The organism is Streptomyces sp. NPDC039430 (genome assembly GCF_055639435.1).
The window spans coordinates 387,627-407,533 of sequence record NZ_JBVKAK010000001.1; the positions used below are offsets into that span (position 1 = coordinate 387,627).

A 19,907-nucleotide genomic window follows, 5' to 3' on the forward strand; every position below is an offset into this window, starting at 1 on the left:
CATTGTCCGTGAAGGCCGCCAGGAGGACCGCCCGGCCTCGCGCCGAGGGCCCCCGCGACGTGGCGCGGGTGGCTGGGCGAGCGTGCGTGCCGAACCACGGGGGCAGGCGCCGACCGGGCGCCGCCACCGCTCGTACGCCGGGATCCGTTGGCGGGACGTTATCGGGGCGCCGGACGTTCCCGTTCTGTCAGCTGTACGGTCGGGCGACACCGACCGCCGTCCCGCGCTGTCCACGGTAGGGCGGTCCGACCGCCGTCCCACGCCCCCGAGGAGACCCATTCATGACGACCGCCTCCTCCCGCCGCGGTGACCGGCGGATCTCCCCCGTCTTCCTGGGAATCGCCGCTGTCACGGCGGTCGCGGGCTGGGCCGTGTGGACGGATTTCGCGGCGAACATCCGGATCGCCGTATTCCTGTTCGTCACCGGCGCCTGGATCGTCTCGCTCTGTCTGCACGAGTACGCGCACGCCCGTACCGCGCTGCACAGCGGGGACATCTCGGTCGGGGCGAAGGGCTATCTGACGCTCAACCCCCTCAAATACACGCACGCGCTGCTGTCCATCGTGCTGCCTGTGGTCTTCGTGATCCTGGGCGGTATCGGTCTGCCGGGCGGCGCCGTCTTCATCGAGCGCCAGCGCATCCAGGGCCGCTGGCGGCACAGCCTGATCTCCGCGGCCGGCCCGCTGACGAACGTACTGTTCGCCATCGTCTGCACCGCGCCCTTCTGGCTGGACGCCCTGTCCGGCGTCCCGACGGGCTTCCGCTACGCCCTCGGCTTCCTCGCCCTGCTCCAGGTCACCGCGGCGATCCTCAACTTCCTCCCGGTCCCGGGCCTGGACGGTTACGGGGTGGTCGAGCCCTGGCTGTCCTACACATTCCGCCGCCAGGTGGAGCCGATCGCCCCGTACGGTCTGCTCGCCGTCTTCGTCCTGCTCTTCTTCATCCCCCAGGTGAACGCGGCCTTCTTCGACCTGATCCACGCGATCCTGCGCGGGCTGGGGGTCTCGGAGCTGGACAGCTACTGCGGACGCGATCTCTTCAGCTTCTGGAACACGAGGAACGAATACATCTGCGGCCCGACCGGCCGGTAGCGACCACCAGGTCGCGTCGGCAGCGCGAGAAGACGAGCCCGGCGCCGCCGACCGTGCCGGTGCCCGCCCCGGCCGACAGCGTGTTCTGACGACTGTCGGCCGGGGCGGGCGCCGGCACTATGAGGTGCCTTCAAACGGGTGCCTTCAAGAAGCCGGGGTGGTGAGTCCCAGGGTGTACGTGCCTGTCTTCAGTGCGCCCGGATCGACGGTCAGCGTGTACAGACCGTTGGCCGGGAGCGTGGCCAGGGCGTAGGAGAGGGTCGTGGCGCTCATGGAGCGTTCGTTGACCAGCCACTTGCCGTCAGGGCCGTGGACGGACAGGACCCACTCGGACGCCGGGGCGGCGATGCCCAGTGTGAGCTTCTGCCCCTTCGTACCGGTGAAGGTGACGTGACCGTGTCCGCCCTGGGTGGTGATCGCGACCGGTTTCTGCGGTCCGCCCACGGTCAGCGTTCCGCCGTTCACGTCCTTGACCAGGGTCGCGGTCGTACGTCCGGTGGCCGGCGCGCTCGGCTGGACCAGCACCCGGTGGGTGCCCGCGGTCAGCGGCGCGCGCAGCGCGAGATCCACGGCCGCCGTACGCAGGGTGCCGATCGACACATCGGCCGAGGCTCCCGGCGGCAGATGCCGGACGCTCGACTGAGCGGTCAGCGTGGTGCCCGAGAAGACGACGGAGAAGCCGTCCCCGGCGGTCGCGTCCGTGCGGAGCTCCACCTGCTGCCCCGGCCGGGTGATGTCGACGGTGGCGGAGGGGGCGGCGGGGGTCAGCACCGCGGCGGGCGCGGGCTTCGACAGCCAGAGCGTGAGGGAGCCGGTGGCCGCGGCGGCGGGCGTCAGCAGCAGTGTGTACTTCTTACCGGGCGTCAGGCCGGTCAGGTAGTAGGCGCCCGAGGCGTTCTTGGTGAAGGAGCCGACGGTCTGCGCGGTCCCGCCCTCCGGGATCAGCCGGACCTCGGTCGCCTGCGGCACGCTGTTGCCGGTGGCGGCGAAGCCCAGTGACGCGGTGTCCGGCGCGGTGAACTCGGCCTGGGCCCGCTGCCCGGCGCGTGCGAAGGCCACCGGCACCGACGGCCCGTCCGCCGTCAGCGGCACCGGGACATCCGTGGACAGGGTCAGGGCGAGCGTTCCGCCGACGCCCTTGTTCGGGTCGATGATCACCTGGTACGAGCCGGTCTCCGGCAGTCCGGACAGGGCGATCGTCACCGCCTTGCCCGCGGCGACGTTGTCGGCGTCGACGACGGCCGCGCCGCTCGGTGCGAGGACGGTCACCGCGACGGTCTCGGTGAAGGTGTTCGCCGTGATGCCCAGCGAGAGCCGGGCGCCGGCCTGGCCCTGGAAGGCCGTCTCGGCGTTCTGTCCATAGCGGCCGATGGTCGCCGCGAGGGCACTGCCCGTGTCGGAGAGCGGGGCGAGCGCCACCGGGCGTGAGAGTGTCAGTGTCAGCCGGCCGGTCGCGAGCGGGAGGTTCGGCAGAACGGCGATCGTGTACGTGCCCGACTCCGGCAGTACGGGGCTGTCCCACTCGGCGCTGGAGTCGTCGGGAACCAGGAAGTATTCGAGCAGCGAGCCGTCCGGCCGCCGGATCTCCGGCCGTACGTGACTGCCGAACCCGGTGGCCGCCACGCCCAGTGACAGACGCTGTCCCGCCACGCCTGCGAACCGCGCCCGCCCGTCCTGTCCGGGCCGGTCGATCGCCAACTCGACGGCGGGGGCGGCCGGATCGATGGTTCCCGCGTCCGCGTAGTGCGAAGCGGTCACACCGACCGTGCCTGTGGCCGCCGCGTCGGGGTCGAGCCTCAGTGTGTACGTGCCCGCCCGCGGCAGGGCGTCGACATCGATCCCGCCCGCGCCGTTCGCCGCGATGTAACGGCTGCTGACCTGGCTGCCGTCCGGCCCGTACAGACGCGCGTACACGCTCTTGCCCACGGGCGCGGCATCGATACCGAGGCTGAGGGAGTCGCCCGGCAGGGCGGTGAAGGACAGCTTGCCGTCCTGCCCGGCCCGGGACAGCGGCACTTGCGCTGTCGGCCCCGTCAGGTTCAGCGTTCCGGTGACCGGCTTCGACACGGTGACGGTCGCGGCGCCGAAGGCGCTCGATCCGGGCCTGAGGATCAGCGAGTACGTGCCCGCGAGGGGGAGGTTCTCGACCTCCCAGTCACCGGCCGTTCCGTTGAAACTGCCGTTGCCGCCGGGGACCTTCTCGCCCTTCGGGTCGTACAGCTCAAGGGTGACGGACGAGTTGAAGGTGGCGTTGGTGAAGCCGAAGGTGATGTCGTCGCCCTGGCCGGCGTCGAAGAGCACCTGCGCCCGGTTGCCCGGTGTGGTGATCGAGACGGTCGGTGGGCTGGTGTCCGTGACCGATGTCGTCACCGACGACTCGATCTCGCCGGCGGAACCGAGCCGGTTGCCGGCCGCGTCGTACGCGTATACGGCGTCGCCGGCCGCCGGAGCGGCCGCGGCGGCGACCGCCGCGGAGGTCTGCTCCGGGCCCGCCGGCTTGGCCGCGGATGCCGGAGCTGGTGCTGATGGCTGTACTGGTGACGGTGCTGATGACGACGCGCCGGACGTGGGCGCCGGCGGCGGCGCCGCCTCGGCCGACGCCAGGCCGGCCGACAGCGCCAGCACCAGTGCCCCGACGGTCAGTGACCGCCGGCGCGTGGACAGATGGACCCCGAAACGCTCGCCGTGCAGACGCACGCGCCCTCCCCAGAGCAACAAAAAGAGGCCATGGACGGCCCAGGATGTCCGCACTCCCCATGCGGACGGTCACAACGTACACACATACGATCACCGTCGCAGCACAATATCGACAAGTTCATGCCAACGCTGTGAAGACGACATCCGGCAGGTCAGAGGTCCGGCGGGAAGGCGGCCGGGCGGCGGCGGGACGTTCCCGGGCATGGGGGACACTGGAACGCGAACGACGACAGCACAAGACGCCCCCGACAGGAGCCGACCCCCATGCCCCGCCTCGCTCTGTACGCCCTCGCCGTCTGCGTCCTCGCCGTCGCCGCGGCCGTGGTCTCCTTCATCCAGGGGAGCTGGCTCGGCATCGTGTGGGTGCTGCTGGCCGGACTGTCGTCCAACATGGCCTGGTACTACGTGCGCAAGGCGAAGGCGGAACGCGCGGCCCGTACGGCGGCGGCCGCGGGCTGACGGCCCGCCCCGCGCCCCGCACGGGCCGCGTCTCTCTCGTATGTACCGCGCTGTACCGCGCGTACGGCGATGACCGCACGTACCGCGAGTACCGCGCGTTTCCTACGCGTACACGTTCACGGTCTACACATCCGTCAGGCGCAGGCCCGCGTGTGCCTTGTAACGGCGGTTCGCCGAGACCAGGTTGGCCACCAGCGACTCCACCTGGTGGGCGTTGCGCAGCCGGCCCGCGAACACCCCGCGCATGCCCGGGATACGGGCGGCCAGCGCCTGGACGAGATCGGTGTCCGCGCGTACCTCGCCCAGCACCATCACATCTGTCTCGATCCGCTCGACCTCCACATCCTGGAGCAGCACCGCGGAGAGATGGTGGAAGGCGGCGGTCACCCGGGAGTCCGGCAGCAGGGCGGCGGCCTGTTCGGCCGCGCTGCCCTCCTCCGGCTTCAGCGCGTACGCGCCCCGCTTGTCGAAGCCGAGCGGGTTGACGCAGTCGACGACGAGCTTGCCCGCCAGCTCCTCCTTGAGGGATTCCAGGGTCTTGGCGTGTCCCTCCCACGGCACGGCGACGATGACCACGTCGCTGCGGCGCGCGCACTCCGCGTTGGCCAGGCCCTCGACGCCGTTGCCCAGTTCCGCCGCCGCCGTCTCGGCCCGCTCGGCGACCCGGGAACCGATGATCACTTTCTGTCCGGCCCTCGCCAGCCGGTACGCGAGCCCGCGCCCCTGGTCGCCGGTGCCGCCGAGTACACCGACGACGAGACCGGAGACGTCCGGGAGGTCCCAGGGGTCCTTGGCGGGGGGCTTGGGGGTGCTGCCACTGTCCGTTGAAGTCATGGTCACGACCCTACTCGCCGGTACTGGCGCACGTTCGGGTGAGCCGTTCCGGACCGGCCACCCCCAGGCGTCGGCCTGCGGCAGGATGCGGGCCCATGGATGCCGTACGCGTCGCACTGCTGCGTGAAGTACTCGCCGGAACGGACTGGCCGTCCGCGACCCGCCGGTTCGCGGGCGCGCTGCGTGTCTCTGTCGTGTCGCAGGGCGGCGGGCTGCTGCTCGTCGGGACGGAGGAGTACGAACCGTGGCATCTCACCGCGCATCTCGTGGACGAGGCGGCGTGGTCGGGACAGCCCGAGCTGACGCCCACGCTCGTACGGCACCGGGTGCGGTCCGGCGACCCGGCGCATCTGGCCGTCGGGCTCGGCCGCCTCGAAGCGGCCGGCCGGGGCGAGACGCTGCTCGTCGTGGCGCCGGAGCGGCCGGGCACCGGGCTGCTGGAGCGGGTCCACGGAGCCCGCCGGGCCGGGGCGACGGTGCTGTCGCTGGACGGCGGGGACGCGGAGGTGCGCGGGCTGGCGCACGACGCCCTGTCGGTGGACGCGGCGGAGGTGGCGCACGGCGTGGATCTGGACACCGTGCAGCATCTGGTGAGCGCGGCGGCCGGGGAGAACAGCCTGCCGGGGCCGCGCGGGCGGCGGCGGTTCCGGGACCGGCTGTCCCGGCTGGCCGACCAGCTGACGGCGCCACCGCCCGCCCGCTGGTAGCCCCGCCCGCTGGTAGGCCCGCCCGCTGGTAGCCCCGCCCGCTGGTAGGCCCGTACGCCGGCCTGCCCGCACGCCGGCAGGCCGCCGGCCCATAGCCGGTACGCCCGCACGCCGGTGGCCCTGCTCCCCGTCCTCGCCAGACGGCGATCCCCACACGCCCGTACACCCCCGCGCGTCGGTGGCCCGACCCCCGCCGAGGGCCCCACCGGCCTGCGAGCGCCCCGCCCCGAGCCCCGGCAAATCATTTGCCCAATCCGTACATCCGCGCCAATCATGGCCTCTCGTGACCAAGAAGCTCGGCGCGATACTCCCCGATCTCTCCCCTCTGCGTTCCTCGCGGGAATTCCGGCTGCTCTGGGTGCAGGGGCTGGTGACGAACTTCGGCAGCTTCATGGCGATGATCGCGCTGCCGCTCCAGATCAAGGACCTCACCGAATCACCGCTGGCCGTCGGCGCGATGGGCGCGGTGGAGCTGGTGCCCCTGGTGATCTTCGGGCTGTACGGCGGAGCGCTCGCCGACGCCGTCGACCGGCGCAAGGTCATCCTGCTCACCGAGGCGGGGCTCGGGGTGCTCGCCGCCGTCCTGCTGGTGAACGCGCTGCTGCCCCAGCCGCTGCTGTGGCCGCTGTACGTGGTGGCGGCCGGGGTGTCCGCGCTGGCGGGTCTGCAACGGCCTGCGCTGGACTCGCTGATGGCGCGGATCGTCCCGCACGACCAGCTCACCGCGGCCGCCGCCCTCAACGCCGTGCGCTGGCAGCTCGGCGCGATCGCGGGGCCCTCGCTGGCCGGTCTGGTCGTCGCGTACGCCGGTCACGGCACGGCCTACGGGGTCACGATCCTGGGCTTCGCCGTCTCCGTCGTGCTCTGTCTGCGGCTCTCACCCGCGCCCGCCGCGCATGACGCGCAGGCGCCGTCCCTGCGGGGCATCGTGGAGGGGGCCCGCTACGCGTGGAGCAGACCGGTGCTGCTGGGGACGTACGCGATCGACATGGCCGCGATGTTCTTCGCCTTCCCGAACACGATCTTCCCGTTCCTCGCGGACGATCTGGACGCGGAGTGGGCGCTCGGGCTGATGTACGCGGCGGGCTCGGTCGGCTCGGTGGCGCTCAGTCTGACCAGCGGCTGGACCTCACGGGTGCGCGGACACGGGCTCTTCGTGGTGTTCGGCGCGGCGGGCTGGGGGCTGGCGATCACGGCCGCGGGATGGTTCTCGAACATCTGGGTCGTGCTGGTCTGTCTGGGGCTCGCGGGCGCGGGCGACATGCTCAGCGGTCTGGGCCGCTCGACCATCTGGAACCAGACGATCCCGGAGGAGCTGCGCGGCCGGCTCGCGGGCATCGAGGTGCTCTCGTACAGCGTCGGACCGCAGCTCGGGCAGATCCGGGCGGGCGCTATGGCGGGCTGGACGGGCACCCGCCCCGCCGTCTGGAGCGGCGGACTTGCCTGCGTGGCCTCGGTGGGGCTGCTCGCCGCGGTGCTGCCGAGACTGGTGACGTACGACTCGGAGACGGACGAGGACGCCCTGCGCCGCCGCGCCCAGAAGGAAGCGGCGACGGCGACGACGACGGCCTGAGCCCGAAAACCTCGTAGCGCGTCAGGCGGGTGGGTTCGTGTCCTCCCCCGCCCCGGCCTCGCCCTTGGGCGCGTCGTGCCAGCGCGGATCCGTCTCCCACTCCAGATTGCGCTCCTGGGCCGTCTGCATCGCGTGCTCCGCTTCCTGGCGGTTCGCGTACGGCCCGAAGCGGTCCTTGGCGGGGCATTCGGGCCCCTCCTCGACCTTCTGGTGCTTCAGGCAGTAGTACCACTCGCCGGGCTTGCCGACCGTGCGCTTCTTGAACAGGGCCATCTTCGGCTCCTTCCTCTGACGCCATGCTGCCCCACCGGCGCTCGTTAGACTCGCCGGCATGTCTGGCCAGTCACTGCTCGTACCAGGCGAGCTCTCTCCCGTCCGTTCCGTTCCCGGCAACATCCGGCGCCCCGAGTACGTCGGGAAACCCGCCCCCACCCCGTACACCGGGCCGGAAGTGCAGACCGCGGAAACCATCGAGCTGATGCGGATCGCGGGCCGCGTCGCCGCGCAGGCGATGGAGGAGGCCGCGAAGCACATCGCGCCCGGCGTCACCACGGACGAGCTGGACCGGGTCGCGCACACGTTCATGTGCGACCACGGCGCCTACCCGTCCACGCTCGGCTACCGGGGCTTCCCCAAGTCGCTCTGTACGTCCGTCAACGAGGTCATCTGCCACGGAATCCCGGACTCCACGGTGCTCCGCGACGGCGACATCGTGAACCTGGACGTGACCGCGTACCTCAACGGGGTGCACGGCGACAACAACGCCACCTATCTCTGCGGGGACGTCGACGAGGAGTCGACGCTCCTGGTCGAGCGGACCCGCGAGGCCCTGAACCGTGCCATCAAGGCCGTACGCCCCGGCCGCCAGATCAATGTGATCGGGCGGGTCATCGAGTCGTACGCCAAGCGGTTCGGCTACGGCGTCGTCCGTGACTTCACCGGGCACGGGATCAATTCGTCCTTCCACTCCGGGCTGATCGTCCCGCACTACGACAGCCCGCACGCCACCACCGTCATCCAGCCGGGCATGACCTTCACCATCGAGCCGATGCTCACGCTCGGTACGTACGAGCACGACATGTGGGACGACGGCTGGACCGTCGTGACCAAGGACCGCAAGCGGACCGCGCAGTTCGAGCACACGCTGGTGGTGACGGAGACGGGGGCCGAGATCCTCACCCTTCCCTGAGGTCCCCGGGGCACCGAGAGGTCTTCCCCGAGGTCCCCGGGGGCACCGAGAGGTCCGAGGTCCCCCGGGGCGTCCGAGATCTCCGGAGGCTCTGAGGTTGCCGGCCCGGCTGGGCGGGGTAGCGTTTTTACCGACAGGACGTCGGGAACCAGTTGACTTAGGTAAGCCTAAGTAAGAGTATCTGGTCATGGCGGCCACCGGTGCCGCCGGCGCGGCACCCGCCTGCTCCCGTCCCCCTCGGTCCCCGGAGGCCCGCCTTGGACGCACCCGCCACCGCCACCCCGTTCTCCACGCTCATCCGCGTCGCCTCGCACGCTCAGCACACGGAGGCGGAGACCTCGTCGTTCATGAGCGACCTGCTGGGTGGCCGGCTCGGGGTGGACGCGTACGCGCGCTACACCGAGCAGCTGTGGTTCGTGTACCGCGCGCTGGAGGGCGCCTCGGAGGCGCTGCGGAAGGACCCGGTCGCCGGGCCCTTCATCCAGCGCGAGCTGGAGCGCACGCCCGAGCTGGAGCGCGATCTGGCGCATCTGCGCGGGGCGGACTGGCGTACGGGCCTGGAGGCGCTGCCCGCGACGGCCGCGTACGCCGCGCGGGTCGAGGAGTGCGCGCGCACCTGGCCCGGCGGCTTCGTGGCGCACCACTACACCCGCTATCTCGGGGACCTCTCCGGCGGCCAGATCATCCGCGACAAGGCGGAGAAGACCTGGGGCTTCGCCCGCAAGGGAGACGGCGTCCGCTTCTACGTGTTCGAGGGGATCGCCAACCCGGCGGCGTTCAAGCGGAGTTATCGCGAGCTGCTCGACCGCGTGGCGGCGGACGATCTGGAGAAGCAGCGGATCATCGACGAGTGCAAGCGCGCGTTCGACTTCAACGGGGCGGTGTTCCGTGAGCTGGGCGCGCAGTTCCCGCTGAGCGCGTGAGCTGCTGAGCGCGGGGGCGCTGTACGTACGACGTCGGCGCGCTGTACGGCGTGGGTTGTGGGTTGGGTGAGACAGCGCCGGGCCGTCGGCTGATACGGCGTCAGTGTGCCGTGAGCAGACGCACGCGACCGCCGATCTCGATCGAACCGTCAGGGCCGGGGGCCGTGATCAACTGCGACCCCCGGCCCTGCGTGATGTTCAGGGCGCGCCCCAGCTCCGCCGTGAGCAGCAGGGCCGCCGCGCCGGTCGCCTCGTCCTCGGCTATGCCGTCGTCACGGCGCGGGAAGGCGCGGGCCCTGACCCGGCCCGCGGCCTCGTCCTCCCAGGCCCAGGCGTAGAGCCAGCCCTCGCCCGGCGGCGGGGCGGGCAGCGCGTCGACCTCGGCGGCGGAGGCGTACTGCCGGAGCGTGCGCGGCGGGGCCCATTCGGGGCGGGCCGTGATCCAGGTGAACTCGCCGTCCTGGCGCACCCACACCTCGCCCGCGGGCGGGTTCACGGTCTCCAGGTCGAGCAGCCAGGCCGCGCCGACGAGCGGATGCCCGGCGAAGGGCAGCCGCAGCCCCGGCGTATAGATGTCGACCACACCGCGCTCGGGGTCGTCGACGAACACGGTCTCGCTGTAGCCGAGCCGGGCCGCGATGGCCTGCCGGGCCGACCGGTCGGGGTGGTGACGCCCCTCGCGGACGACACCGAGCGTATTGCCGTGCCGGCCGTCGGCTCCGCAGAAGACGCTGAGTACGTCGATGGGCACGTCGATGTCAGTCACGCAGGCATTTAAGCACCGCCGTCGAGCGGCGCGAATCGCACCGTCACGGCGGGGACGGCGGGGCACCACGAGGTACGGGGTGCCCCGCCGTGCCGGGCGTGCCCGCCGTCCCCGCCGTGCCTGCCGTGCCGGGCGTGCCGGGCGTGCCGGGCGGGGGCCGGGGTTACGCGGTCTCCTCCTGGCCGGCACGGCGCCGCTTGGCCGCGTAGACGACGGCCGCGCCGGCGGCGGCGATCGCACCGGCCGCGCCCATCAGCGCGCCGGCCGGGACCTCGGAGCCGGTGGAGGCGAGGGCCCCGCCCCCCGTGCCGCCGACGGTGCCGCCGACGCTGCCGCCGCCCGCCGTACCGGAACCAGAGCCGGAACCGCCCATGCCGCCCGGGAGGTTGGCGTCCTTGTCGAGCGCGACCGCGAGAGTCAGCCTGTCCAGCTCCGTGCCCGCCCGGTACATCCCGCCGAAGGCCTTCGTACCGTCGGCGGTGAGGGTCGCGGGTACCGCGGTCAGCGTGACGACGCCGTCCTCGGCGACCAGCCCGGCGGCCGGGATGTCCAGCGTGGCGAAGGTCAGGTCCTGGTACGTGGAGACCTTGCCCGTCTCGCGGTCCTTGGTGCTGACGTCGGCGACGAGCGTGCCCTTGCCGTCCTTCACCACGACCTGGAGACCGCTCAGCCGGAGGTCGAGAACGTACGCGCCCGCCTCCTTGTGGCCGAGGAAGCGGACCGTACCGCCGAAGGACGCCGAGAGGGTCCGGGCGGTCGCGTCGAAGTCGCCGGTGCCCTTGGGGAAGCGGTAGGCCGCCGCGCCCGACTTCGTCGCGCCGTCGCCGAGTTCGATCACGCCCTGGGCGATCGGACCGACGACGTACGAGCGGAAGGACTCCTTGACGCCCCAGTCGAGAGTGCCGTCCACGATCGCGCCGTCCTCAGCCGCCGGGGGCGCCTCGGAGACAGGGGTGGACGGAGTGGTGGACGACGTGGTGGACGAGGTGGTGGACGAGGTGGTGGTCGGAGCGGGTCCGCTGCTGGGCGCGTCCGACGTGGGGGCGGTCGTCGGCTTCGAGGGCGCCGGCTCGGAATCGGACTCGGTCGGCGACGGCGAGGCCGGCGGGGAGGCCGGCGGAGAGGACGCGCCGCCGCCCGTCTCGTAACCGACGGCGAGCGTGGCCTTGTCCAGCGCCGTGCCCTCCGCGTACATCCCGTTGAACGCCTTCGCGCCGGCGGCGGTCAGCGTGGCCGGGATGTCCCTGAAGACCATCCTGGTGCCCGTGGTCTCCGGACGGATGCCCGTCAGATCGATCGCGGCCAGCTCGATGTCCTGCTGGGTCGCGCCGTTGAGGGTGACGTCCGCCTCGATGGCGCCGCCCGTCCCGGCCGTGACCAGCTTGACGTCCGCGACCTTGATCTCGAAGCCGTGCGCCGTGGAGGAGAACAGCACGCTGCCGTCGAAGTCCGTGGCCACGTTGTGCGTGGCGGGGTCGTACGAGCCGGTGCCGTTGGTGAAGGTGAAGGGGCCGTTGCCGGTGGCCTGGGTGGCGCCGTCGGCGGGGGTGATCGTGCCCGCCCCGATCCCCGTCACGTACTTACGGAAGGACTCCTTGAGCCCCCAGTCCAGGGTGCCGTCCTTCAGAACCAGCTTCGGGGCGGCGCCGGGCGCGGCGAGCGGTCCCGCGAGCGGCCCGGCGGGCGCGCCTGCCGGGGCGCCGGACGCGAGCGCCGGGAGGGTGAAGGCGGTGGCGCCGAGGGCTGCCGCCGTCGCGATGGCGGCGGCGAGTGCGAGGGGGCCTATGGGGCGGCGGGTGGGAGGCATGAGTGGGTGTTCTCCTTGCTGGTGAGACGTGAAAGGCACGGATGCCGTGCGAGAGATGGGGGGGTGTGTGCGGCGTGTTGACGCCGGGTCATGGCATGCGGAGGCCCCGTTACGGCATGCGGCGGCCCGGGTTGTGGCGTACGAGCGCCGGGTTATGGCATGCGGGGGCCGGGCTCTGGCGTGTGAGGGCCGGGTTATGGCGTGTGGAGGCCCGAGTTGGGACGTGCGTGCGCCGAATTACGGCGTGTCGAGGCCGGGTTATGGCATGTGCGGTCCGGGCCTACGGCGTGTGTGGTCCTGGCTATGGCGTGTGTGGGTCCTGGCTATGGCGTGTTGGCGCCTCGGCGCTTGCGGACGGCGACGGCCGTGGAGCCCGCCAGTCCCGCCACGACGAGCGCGCCCGCGCCGATGGCCACGTACGTTCCCGCACCGGCGGACGACGAGGATGAAGGCGCCGACGAGGAGGACGCGTCGTCCGTGGCCGCCCCCGTCGAGGCTGCGGCGGAGGCCGTGTCCTTCGGCGCCGCGGAGGGCGGGGCGTCGCTGCCCAGATCCGGTAGCGCGGGCAACTCGGCCTTCTTGTCAACGGCGACGGCGAGCGAGACAGGGTCCATCGCCGTACCGGCCGCGTAGAGGGAGCCGAAGGTCTCGGCGCCCGTTGTGGTGAGCGTCGCGGGGACCTCGGTCAGCGACGCGAGACCGTTCTCGGGCGTGAAGTCCTCGGCCGCGAAGGTCACGAGCGGCACGGCTTCACGGGGCGGGCTGCCCTCGGCCGCGTCGGTGACATCCGCCGAGAGCGTGCCCTTTCCGTCCTTCACCCGTACGACGATCTCACTGAGCATCAGATCCAGCTCGGTGCCGGTGAAGCGGACGCTGCCCGCGAAGGCGGCGTCGAGCGTGCCTTTCCCGGCGTCGTACGTCCCCTTGCCCCGTGGGAAGCGGAACAGCGCGCCTCCGTCCTGGGCCCCGCCGTGCAGCGTCCACTTCCCCTTGGCGATGGGGCCGGTGACGTACTCGCGGTAGGTGCGGCGCACGCCCCAGTCGACGGCCGCGTCCACGATCGCGTCCGTGGACTTCTCGCCGTCGCCGTCGCCGTCGCCCTCGCCGGGCCCGGTCGCGGACGGCGCCGGGGACTTCTTCGCCGTGCCCGCCGCCTTCACATCGACGGACAGGCTGACCGGATCGAGCGGTGTACCGGCGGTGTAGTACCCCGCGAAGGCGGTCGCGCCCTGTGCGGTGAGCGTCGCCGGGACGCGGGTGAGGGCGACGGGGCTGCCGCCGCCCTTCATCCCGATGCCGGAGAGATCGAGCGTGGCGAGCGGGACCTGCGAGGCCGAGGTGACCTTGCCGCTGCCCTTCGACTTGCTGGTCATGTCCGCGTGGAGCGTGCCGTTGCCGCCGGAGATCCGCACGGTGGGACGGCTGATCGTGAGATCGAGTTCATGGGTGCCGTCGGACTTCAGGTGACCGACGAACCGGACGCCGCCGGAGAAGCCCGCCCTGAAGGCGCCGGCGTCCGGGTCGTAGGAACCGGTGGCCGAGTGGAACCGGAACTGGCTGCCCACCGTGGCCGCGCCCCCGTTGAGAGCCCAACTGCCCTGCGCGATGGGCCCGGTGACATAGCCGAGGAAGGACGATTTGATGCCCCAGTCGAGCCGGCCGCCCCGCACCGTACGGTCGGCCGCCTGCGCGCCGGCGGTCGGCAGCAGGGCCACCGGCAGTGCCATGAGCAGCGCGACGACGAACGCGCGCACGGGTCTGAAGGACAGCATTCGGAGTCACTCCCACGTCTGACGAGCAGGGATGGCGGACCCGGACGCATCACCGCCCCGGGCCTGGCAAGCAAGGTAAGGCTAACCTAAGCTAACTCGTGCCTGTGTCGGAACCCCTTCCCCGCAGGAGCCCCGCTCGAACGACTCGACCGGCAATTCGACTCGACTCGCCACGACTCGGCTCGACTCGACTCGCCACGATTCGACTCGATTCGACTGAACGACAGGTTGGTGCGCTCTGTGCGCAGATCACGCCTCACGGGCGCCCTTCTCTCCGCCATGGCCCTTGCCCTGGTCGCCACCGGCTGCGGCGGCGACGATACGAAGGCGGCCGACGCGAAGCGGAACCCGTCGCCCACGGCCGCCGCCGACCGGGTGGAGCCGCTGGCCGGCACGCCCATGCCCCGGCTGCCCGTCACCGTCAACTCCGCCGACGGCAGGAAGGTCACGGTCGCCTCGGCCGACCGGATCGTGCCGCTGACCGGTTCGCTCAGCGAGATCGTCTTCACGCTCGGTCTCGGCGAGCGGGTCGTCGCCCGCGATATCACCGCCACCTTCGAACAGGCCGCGAAGCTGCCGGTGGTGACCAGGGCGCACGATGTCTCGGCGGAGGGCGTGCTGTCGCTCAGGCCGACGCTCGTCCTCGCCGACACCACCACGGGCCCCGCCGAGGCCATCGCCCAGATCCGGGACGCGGGCATTCCCCTGGTCGTCGTCGACCCGGCGAAGAGCCTCGCCGATGTCGGGACCCGGATCGACGCGGTGGCCGGCGCGCTGGGCGTGCCGACGGCGGGAACCGAGCTGAAGCAGCGCACGGAGGACCGGATCGACGCCGTACGCGCGCGGATCCCGGCCGGGAACGGCGAAAAGCCGCGCGTGGCCTTCCTCTATCTGCGCGGCACGGCCTCCGTCTATCTGCTCGGCGGCGCTGATTCCGGGGCGAGTTCACTGCTGGAGGCGGCCGGCGCGGTCGACGCGGGCAAGGAGTCGGGGCCGACCAAGGACTTCACCGCGATCACGAGCGAGGCACTGGCGAAGGCCGCGCCCGACGCCATCCTCGTCATGACCAAGGGGCTCGACTCGGTGGGCGGGACGGACGGCCTGGTGAAGATCCCCGGGGTCGCCGAGACACCGGCGGGAATGGACCGCAGGGTCGTCACGGTCGATGACGGGGTGCTGCTGAATTACGGCCCGCGTACGGACGAGGTACTGCGTTCGATCATCAAGCAGCTGTACGCGAACGGGAAGTGACCCGATGTCAGCGTTCACCGCGCACGAGCCGTCACCCATGGAAGCGGATCCCGGCGACCGTCCGCTCGACGCCGGGACCCCCGCGAGGGGACGACGGCGGCGGCGACTGCCCGGGAGCACCACCCTGCTGACCGCAGGACTGCTCGGCGCGCTCGTCCTCCTCTGTCTGCTCTCCGCCGGGATCGGCGCCTACCACATCCCTCTCGGGGACGTCCTCGCCTCCGTACAGCACAGGACCGGGCTCGGCGGAACCGCGCTCGACCGCGTCGGCGAGAGCGTCCTGTGGAACGTACGGCTGCCCCGCGTCGTCCTCGCACTCCTCGTCGGCGCCTCGCTCGGCTGCGCGGGCGCGCTGGCCCAGGGCGTGTTCGGCAATCCGCTCGCCGAACCCGGTGTCATCGGCATCTCGTCGGGCGCCGCGGTCGGCGCGGTCGCCTCGATCGCGCTGGGGCTGAGTTTCCTCGGCAACTGGACGGTGACGGTCTGCGCGTTCGTGGCCGGGCTCGCGACGGTGCTGCTGGTGTACGCGCTGTCCCGCTCGGGCCGCCGTACGGAAGTGGTCACGCTCATCCTCACCGGCATCGCGGTGAACGCGTTCGCCGGGGCGCTGATCGGGCTCTTCATCTTCTTCGCGGACAACGCGCGGATCACCCAGATCACCTTCTGGCAGCTCGGTTCGCTGGCCCAGGCGACCTGGCCCAAGGTGCTCGCGGTGCTGCCGTGCGCGCTGGCCGGTCTGGTCCTGGCGCCGTTCTACGCCCGGCGGCTGGACCTTCTCGCCCTCGGCGAGCGGCCGGCCCGTCATCTGGGGGTGGACGTGGAGCGGCTCCGTATGGTGCTGGTGCTGGTCGTCGCGCTGCTCACGGCGGCGGCGGTCGCGGTGGCCGGGATCATCACGTTCGTGGGTCTGCTGGTGCCGCATCTGCTGCGGATGGCGAACGGCCCCGGCCACCGCTTCCTGGTCCCGGGCAGCGCGCTCGGCGGCGCGCTGGTCCTGGTCGCCGGCGATCTGGCGGCCCGTACGGTCGCGGCCCCCGCGGAACTCCCGCTGGGCGTGCTGACCGCGCTCTTCGGCAGCCCGTTCTTCTTCTGGCTGCTGCGCAGGACCCGGCGCAGGCAAGGAGGCTGGGCATGAACCACGACGCACCTCCCGGCCGGGGGTCCGGGGGTTGCCCCCCGGATCAGCACAGCTGGCTGCTGCGCAGGACCCGGCGCAGGCAGGGAGGCTGGGCATGAGCATCCGTAGTCTGTTCGCCGCGCGCATGCGCGCTCTGCCCGCACCCGCCGCCCCCGGCACCCCACTCGCCGAGGTCCGCGGCCTCCATGTCCGGCTCGGACAGCGCGACGTGCTCCGGGGCGTCGGTCTCGACGCCCGCGCCGGTGAGGTGCTCGCGCTCGTCGGGCCCAATGGGGCCGGGAAGACGACCCTGCTCGCCGCGCTCGCCGCGGATCTGCGGCCCGACCGCGGTGAGGTACGGATCGCCGGGCGCCCCGCGCTCGACTGGTCCGCGCCCGAACTGGCCCTGCGCCGCGCCGTACTCCCCCAGGCCGCCGCCCTCTCGTTCCCCTTCCCGGTGGCGGAGGTCGTACGGATGGGCCGGGCGCCCTGGGCCGGCACGGCGCTGGAGGACGAGGACGACGCCGCCGTCGCCGGCGCGATGGCGGCCACCGAGACCACCGAGTTCGCGCCGCGCCCCTTCTCCGCGCTCTCCGGCGGCGAGCGGGCCCGGGTCGCGCTCGCCCGCGTCCTCGCCCAGCGCGCCCCGCTGCTCCTGCTCGACGAGCCGACCGCCGCGCTCGATCTGCGCCATCGGGAACTGGTCCTGCGGGTCTGCCGGGAGCGGGCGGCGGCGGGCGACGCCGTCGTGGTCGTCCTGCACGATCTGGGGCTCGCCGCCGCTCACGCGGACCGTACGGCCGTACTGCACGACGGGGCCGTCGCCGCCGTGGGACCGCCCGCCGAGGTCTTCCGCGACGACGTGCTGAGCCGGGTCTACCGCCAGCCCGTCGAGGTCTTTCCGCATCCCCGCACCGGCGTTCCGCTGGTGGTCCCGAAGCGCGCGCGTCCTGACCCGAAGCCGGCCGGAAGCCCGTCGCGAGCCGGCCGGAAGCCCGCTTCTTGACCAGTGCTTGACCCGGTCTTGGGGCGCTCCAGGGGCTGCTGTGACCTGCTCGTATTCAGAGCGAGGAGTGAGAGGTGAATCACTGCGCGACCGGTCACAGCACAGGTAAGGCTCAGTTAAGTTAGGGCCGCCTCACTCCCATGTCCCGACCGTGTTCCACCGTGTTCCACCGCGTTCCACCGTGTTCCCACCGCGTTCCCGCCCGATGCCCCCGCTCGATCCCAGCCCTCGTGGAGCCCCGCATGCGACCTGTCCGTCTCTCCGTCGTCACCGCCGCCGCGGCGGTGGCCGCCCTCACCGCCGTGACGGGCTGCGCCGACAAGAGCGACGCCGCGAAGTCCGGTGACGGTGCCGTCCAGGTCACCGCGGCGGACGACTCCTGCGAGGTGTCCAAGAAGGAGTTCCCGGCCGGCCATGTGGAGCTGGCCGTCGAGAACAAGGGCTCCAAGGTCACCGAGGTCTACCTGCTCTTCCCGGACGACCGGATCGTCACCGAGCGCGAGAACATCGGCCCCGGCACGAAGGCCACGATCACCGCCGAGGTGAAGGCCGGCGCGTACGAGATCGCGTGCAAGCCCGGTATGAAGGGCGACGGCATCCGCCAGAAGGTCACGGTCACCGGCGACACCGCCGCCGCCAAGCGCAGCCCGGAAATGGACGCCGCGGTCGCCGCGTACCGCACGTACGTCCAGAAGCAGGCCGACGAGACGCTGCCGAAGGCCAAGGTCTTCACCGACGCCGTGCGCGCCGGTGATCTCGAAGCCGCGAAGAAGGCGTACGCGCCCTCGCGTATCGGCTGGGAGCGCACCGAGCCGGTCGCCGAGTCCTTCGGTGACATCGACCCGAAGGTCGACGTACGCGCGGACGGCCTGGAGACCGGCCAGAAGTGGACGGGCTGGCACCGGCTGGAGAAGGAACTCTGGCAGGACAAGAAGCTCGGCCCGGACGCCAAGGCCCTCGCGGACGCTCTCGACAAGGACCTCGCCGACTGGCAGCGGCGGGTGGGCAGGGCCGAGATCACCCCGACCTCGATGGCCAACGGTGCCAAGGAGCTGCTCGACGAGGTCGCCGCGGGCAAGGTCACCGGCGAGGAAGAGCGCTACAGCCACACCGACCTGGTCGATTTCAAGGCGAACGTCGAGGGCGCGCTCCACTCGTACGAGCTGCTCAAGCCCATCGCCTCGAAGAACGACCCGGCACTGGTGACGGAGCTGGACAAGCGGTTCGCCGCGCTGGACAAGCTGCTGGACACGTACCGCGACGGCCCGGACTCGTACACCTTCACCTCGTACGAGAAGGTCGGCAAGGCGGAGCGCAAGGAGCTCTCGGACGGTGTGAACGCGCTGGCCGAGCCGCTCTCCAAGCTCGCCGCCGCCGTCGTCAAGTAGCAGGCGCGCCATGCACTCCGACGACACCGCACCGGACGGAAAGCAGCACGCCCAGGCGCCGTCCCCGCCGTCCCCACCGTCCCCGCCGTCCCGCCGCGCCCTGCTCGGCTGGGGCGGTGCCGGGCTCGCGCTCGGCGCCGCCGCGGCCGGTGGCGCCATGGCGGCCGTACGGGACGACGACACCGCCGCGCCCGCCGCCGAGTCCGGCGCGGCCGTCCCCTTCCACGGCCGCCACCAGGCCGGGATCGCCACCGACGTCCAGGACCGGCTGCACTTCGCCGCGTTCGACGTGACGACAGAGGACCGCGCGGAACTGGCCCAGCTGCTCAAGGACTGGACCCACGCCGCCGAGCGGATGACGGCGGGGCACGCGGTCGGCGAGGGCGCGTACGGCGGTCTCCCCGAGGCCCCGCCCGACGACACCGGCGAGGCGCTCGGCCTCAAGCCGTCCCGGCTCACGCTCACCGTCGGCTTCGGTCCCGGTCTCTTCGCCAAGGACCGGTTCGGGCTGGCGGAGCGGCGCCCGGCCGCGCTGGTCGAACTGCCGAAGTTCCCCGGTGACAACCTCGATCCGGCGCGCGGCGGCGGCGATCTCTGTGTCCAGGCGTGCGCGGACGATCCGCAGGTCGCCGTGCACGCGATCCGCAATCTGGCCAGGATCGGCTTCGGGAAGGTCGCGGTGCGCTGGTCGCAGCTCGGCTTCGGCAAGACGTCGTCGACGACGCCGGGCGCCCAGACCCCCCGTAATCTCTTCGGCTTCAAGGACGGCACGAGCAATATCGCGGGCACGGACACCGCCGCGCTGGACCGGCACGTCTGGGTGTCGGACGCGGACGGCCCCGGCTGGCTGGCGGGCGGCTCGTATCTGGTGGCCCGCCGGATCTCGATGCGGATCGAGACCTGGGACCGTACCTCCCTCCAGGAGCAGGAGGACGTCTTCGGCCGGGACAAGGGCGAGGGCGCGGCGGTCGGCAAGGCACGCGAGCACGACAAGCCCAACCTGAAGGCGATGCTGCCGACCTCGCATGTGCGGCTGGCGCACCCGGACTCCCACCACGGGGCGCGGATGCTGCGCCGCGGCTACTCCTTCACGGACGGTACGGACGGCCTCGGCCGGCTCGACGCGGGGCTGTTCTTCCTGGCGTACCAGCGCGACGTACGGGACGCGTTCATCCCCGTACAGCGCTCCCTGGCACGCTCCGACGCGCTCAACGAATACATCCAGCACGTGGGTTCAGCGGTCTTCGCGATCCCGCCGGGCGTCCGGGACAAGGACGACTGGTGGGGCCGGGCCCTGATCGCCTGACATCGGAATATCGGAAGGGGA

The 19,907-nt window shown here is 72.0% G+C and carries 17 protein-coding genes; 11 read left to right on the plus strand and 6 right to left on the minus strand.

What is annotated here, in order from left to right; translation table 11 throughout:
- Window positions 1–281: 281 nt before the first annotated feature.
- Complete coding sequence (locus tag ACZ7LS_RS01610; protein WP_382664184.1) at window positions 282–1,091, plus strand: site-2 protease family protein; 810 nt, start codon at window positions 282–284, stop codon at window positions 1,089–1,091.
- A gap of 144 nt (window positions 1,092–1,235) precedes the next feature.
- On the opposite strand, the gene ACZ7LS_RS01615 is transcribed toward ACZ7LS_RS01610, so the two are convergent.
- Window positions 1,236–3,788 carry a hypothetical protein gene (locus tag ACZ7LS_RS01615; protein WP_382664185.1) on the minus strand — a complete coding sequence of 851 codons (2,553 nt, stop codon included), beginning with the start codon at window positions 3,786–3,788 and terminating at the stop codon, window positions 1,236–1,238.
- Between the two features lie 264 nt (window positions 3,789–4,052).
- Between ACZ7LS_RS01615 and ACZ7LS_RS01620 the strand changes: the two genes are divergently transcribed.
- Window positions 4,053–4,247 (plus strand): hypothetical protein, encoded by a 195-nt coding sequence (locus tag ACZ7LS_RS01620; RefSeq protein WP_382664187.1) that lies wholly within the window; start codon window positions 4,053–4,055, stop codon window positions 4,245–4,247.
- A 123-nt stretch (window positions 4,248–4,370) separates the two neighbouring features.
- On the opposite strand, the gene npdG is transcribed toward ACZ7LS_RS01620, so the two are convergent.
- Complete coding sequence (npdG, locus tag ACZ7LS_RS01625; protein ID WP_382518556.1) at window positions 4,371–5,081, minus strand: NADPH-dependent F420 reductase; 711 nt, start codon at window positions 5,079–5,081, stop codon at window positions 4,371–4,373.
- Between the two features lie 95 nt (window positions 5,082–5,176).
- On the opposite strand from npdG, the gene ACZ7LS_RS01630 reads away from it, so the two are divergent.
- Both ACZ7LS_RS01630 and ACZ7LS_RS01635 read left to right on the plus strand, forming a co-directional pair.
- Window positions 5,177–5,788 carry a hypothetical protein gene (locus ACZ7LS_RS01630; protein ID WP_382518553.1) on the plus strand — a complete coding sequence of 204 codons (612 nt, stop codon included), beginning with the start codon at window positions 5,177–5,179 and terminating at the stop codon, window positions 5,786–5,788.
- A 283-nt stretch (window positions 5,789–6,071) separates the two neighbouring features.
- On the plus strand, window positions 6,072–7,361 hold the full coding sequence (locus tag ACZ7LS_RS01635) for an MFS transporter (protein WP_382518551.1): 1,290 nt from the start codon (window positions 6,072–6,074) through the stop codon (window positions 7,359–7,361).
- 21 nt (window positions 7,362–7,382) lie between these two features.
- Here ACZ7LS_RS01635 and ACZ7LS_RS01640 read toward each other — a convergent pair whose 3' ends face one another.
- Window positions 7,383–7,634 carry a hypothetical protein gene (locus ACZ7LS_RS01640; protein ID WP_382518548.1) on the minus strand — a complete coding sequence of 84 codons (252 nt, stop codon included), beginning with the start codon at window positions 7,632–7,634 and terminating at the stop codon, window positions 7,383–7,385.
- A gap of 58 nt (window positions 7,635–7,692) precedes the next feature.
- On the opposite strand from ACZ7LS_RS01640, the gene map reads away from it, so the two are divergent.
- Both map and ACZ7LS_RS01650 read left to right on the plus strand, forming a co-directional pair.
- Window positions 7,693–8,550 (plus strand): type I methionyl aminopeptidase, encoded by an 858-nt coding sequence (map, locus tag ACZ7LS_RS01645; protein ID WP_382878380.1) that lies wholly within the window; start codon window positions 7,693–7,695, stop codon window positions 8,548–8,550.
- A 257-nt stretch (window positions 8,551–8,807) separates the two neighbouring features.
- Window positions 8,808–9,473 carry a biliverdin-producing heme oxygenase gene (locus ACZ7LS_RS01650; RefSeq protein ID WP_385130105.1) on the plus strand — a complete coding sequence of 222 codons (666 nt, stop codon included), beginning with the start codon at window positions 8,808–8,810 and terminating at the stop codon, window positions 9,471–9,473.
- Window positions 9,474–9,573: 100 nt separating this feature from the next.
- On the opposite strand, the gene ACZ7LS_RS01655 is transcribed toward ACZ7LS_RS01650, so the two are convergent.
- From ACZ7LS_RS01655 to ACZ7LS_RS01665, 3 genes are all read right to left on the minus strand, one after another.
- Complete coding sequence (locus ACZ7LS_RS01655; RefSeq protein WP_382968018.1) at window positions 9,574–10,239, minus strand: PhzF family phenazine biosynthesis protein; 666 nt, start codon at window positions 10,237–10,239, stop codon at window positions 9,574–9,576.
- 163 nt (window positions 10,240–10,402) lie between these two features.
- Complete coding sequence (locus tag ACZ7LS_RS01660; RefSeq protein WP_385130103.1) at window positions 10,403–12,046, minus strand: HtaA domain-containing protein; 1,644 nt, start codon at window positions 12,044–12,046, stop codon at window positions 10,403–10,405.
- A 323-nt stretch (window positions 12,047–12,369) separates the two neighbouring features.
- Entirely contained in the window at window positions 12,370–13,818 is a 1,449-nt protein-coding gene (locus tag ACZ7LS_RS01665) for an HtaA domain-containing protein (RefSeq protein WP_385130101.1), read from the minus strand.
- Between the two features lie 279 nt (window positions 13,819–14,097).
- On the opposite strand from ACZ7LS_RS01665, the gene ACZ7LS_RS01670 reads away from it, so the two are divergent.
- From ACZ7LS_RS01670 to efeB, 5 genes are all read left to right on the plus strand, one after another.
- Window positions 14,098–15,069 (plus strand): heme/hemin ABC transporter substrate-binding protein, encoded by a 972-nt coding sequence (locus tag ACZ7LS_RS01670; RefSeq protein ID WP_385130099.1) that lies wholly within the window; start codon window positions 14,098–14,100, stop codon window positions 15,067–15,069.
- Between the two features lie 37 nt (window positions 15,070–15,106).
- On the plus strand, window positions 15,107–16,204 hold the full coding sequence (locus ACZ7LS_RS01675) for a FecCD family ABC transporter permease (protein ID WP_385130189.1): 1,098 nt from the start codon (window positions 15,107–15,109) through the stop codon (window positions 16,202–16,204).
- A 97-nt stretch (window positions 16,205–16,301) separates the two neighbouring features.
- Window positions 16,302–17,192 carry a heme ABC transporter ATP-binding protein gene (locus ACZ7LS_RS01680; protein ID WP_385130097.1) on the plus strand — a complete coding sequence of 297 codons (891 nt, stop codon included), beginning with the start codon at window positions 16,302–16,304 and terminating at the stop codon, window positions 17,190–17,192.
- Between the two features lie 242 nt (window positions 17,193–17,434).
- Window positions 17,435–18,580 (plus strand): iron uptake system protein EfeO, encoded by a 1,146-nt coding sequence (gene efeO / locus ACZ7LS_RS01685; protein WP_382518526.1) that lies wholly within the window; start codon window positions 17,435–17,437, stop codon window positions 18,578–18,580.
- Between the two features lie 10 nt (window positions 18,581–18,590).
- On the plus strand, window positions 18,591–19,886 hold the full coding sequence (gene efeB, locus ACZ7LS_RS01690; RefSeq protein ID WP_382873883.1) for an iron uptake transporter deferrochelatase/peroxidase subunit: 1,296 nt from the start codon (window positions 18,591–18,593) through the stop codon (window positions 19,884–19,886).
- Window positions 19,887–19,907 lie beyond the last annotated feature (21 nt).

Coding starts and splice junctions, on each gene's coding strand:
- ACZ7LS_RS01630 (WP_382518553.1), top strand. CDS start 5,177: ATGGATGCCGTACGCGTCGCACTGCTGCGTGAAGTACTCGCCGGAACG.
- ACZ7LS_RS01680 (WP_385130097.1), top strand. CDS start 16,302: ATGAGCATCCGTAGTCTGTTCGCCGCGCGCATGCGCGCTCTGCCCGCA.
- ACZ7LS_RS01670 (WP_385130099.1), top strand. CDS start 14,098: ATGGCCCTTGCCCTGGTCGCCACCGGCTGCGGCGGCGACGATACGAAG.
- ACZ7LS_RS01660 (WP_385130103.1), bottom strand. CDS start 12,046: ATGCCTCCCACCCGCCGCCCCATAGGCCCCCTCGCACTCGCCGCCGCC.
- efeB (WP_382873883.1), top strand. CDS start 18,591: ATGCACTCCGACGACACCGCACCGGACGGAAAGCAGCACGCCCAGGCG.
- ACZ7LS_RS01620 (WP_382664187.1), top strand. CDS start 4,053: ATGCCCCGCCTCGCTCTGTACGCCCTCGCCGTCTGCGTCCTCGCCGTC.
- ACZ7LS_RS01665 (WP_385130101.1), bottom strand. CDS start 13,818: ATGCTGTCCTTCAGACCCGTGCGCGCGTTCGTCGTCGCGCTGCTCATG.
- ACZ7LS_RS01675 (WP_385130189.1), top strand. CDS start 15,107: ATGGAAGCGGATCCCGGCGACCGTCCGCTCGACGCCGGGACCCCCGCG.
- ACZ7LS_RS01610 (WP_382664184.1), top strand. CDS start 282: ATGACGACCGCCTCCTCCCGCCGCGGTGACCGGCGGATCTCCCCCGTC.
- npdG (WP_382518556.1), bottom strand. CDS start 5,081: ATGACTTCAACGGACAGTGGCAGCACCCCCAAGCCCCCCGCCAAGGAC.
- ACZ7LS_RS01640 (WP_382518548.1), bottom strand. CDS start 7,634: ATGGCCCTGTTCAAGAAGCGCACGGTCGGCAAGCCCGGCGAGTGGTAC.
- map (WP_382878380.1), top strand. CDS start 7,693: ATGTCTGGCCAGTCACTGCTCGTACCAGGCGAGCTCTCTCCCGTCCGT.
- efeO (WP_382518526.1), top strand. CDS start 17,435: ATGCGACCTGTCCGTCTCTCCGTCGTCACCGCCGCCGCGGCGGTGGCC.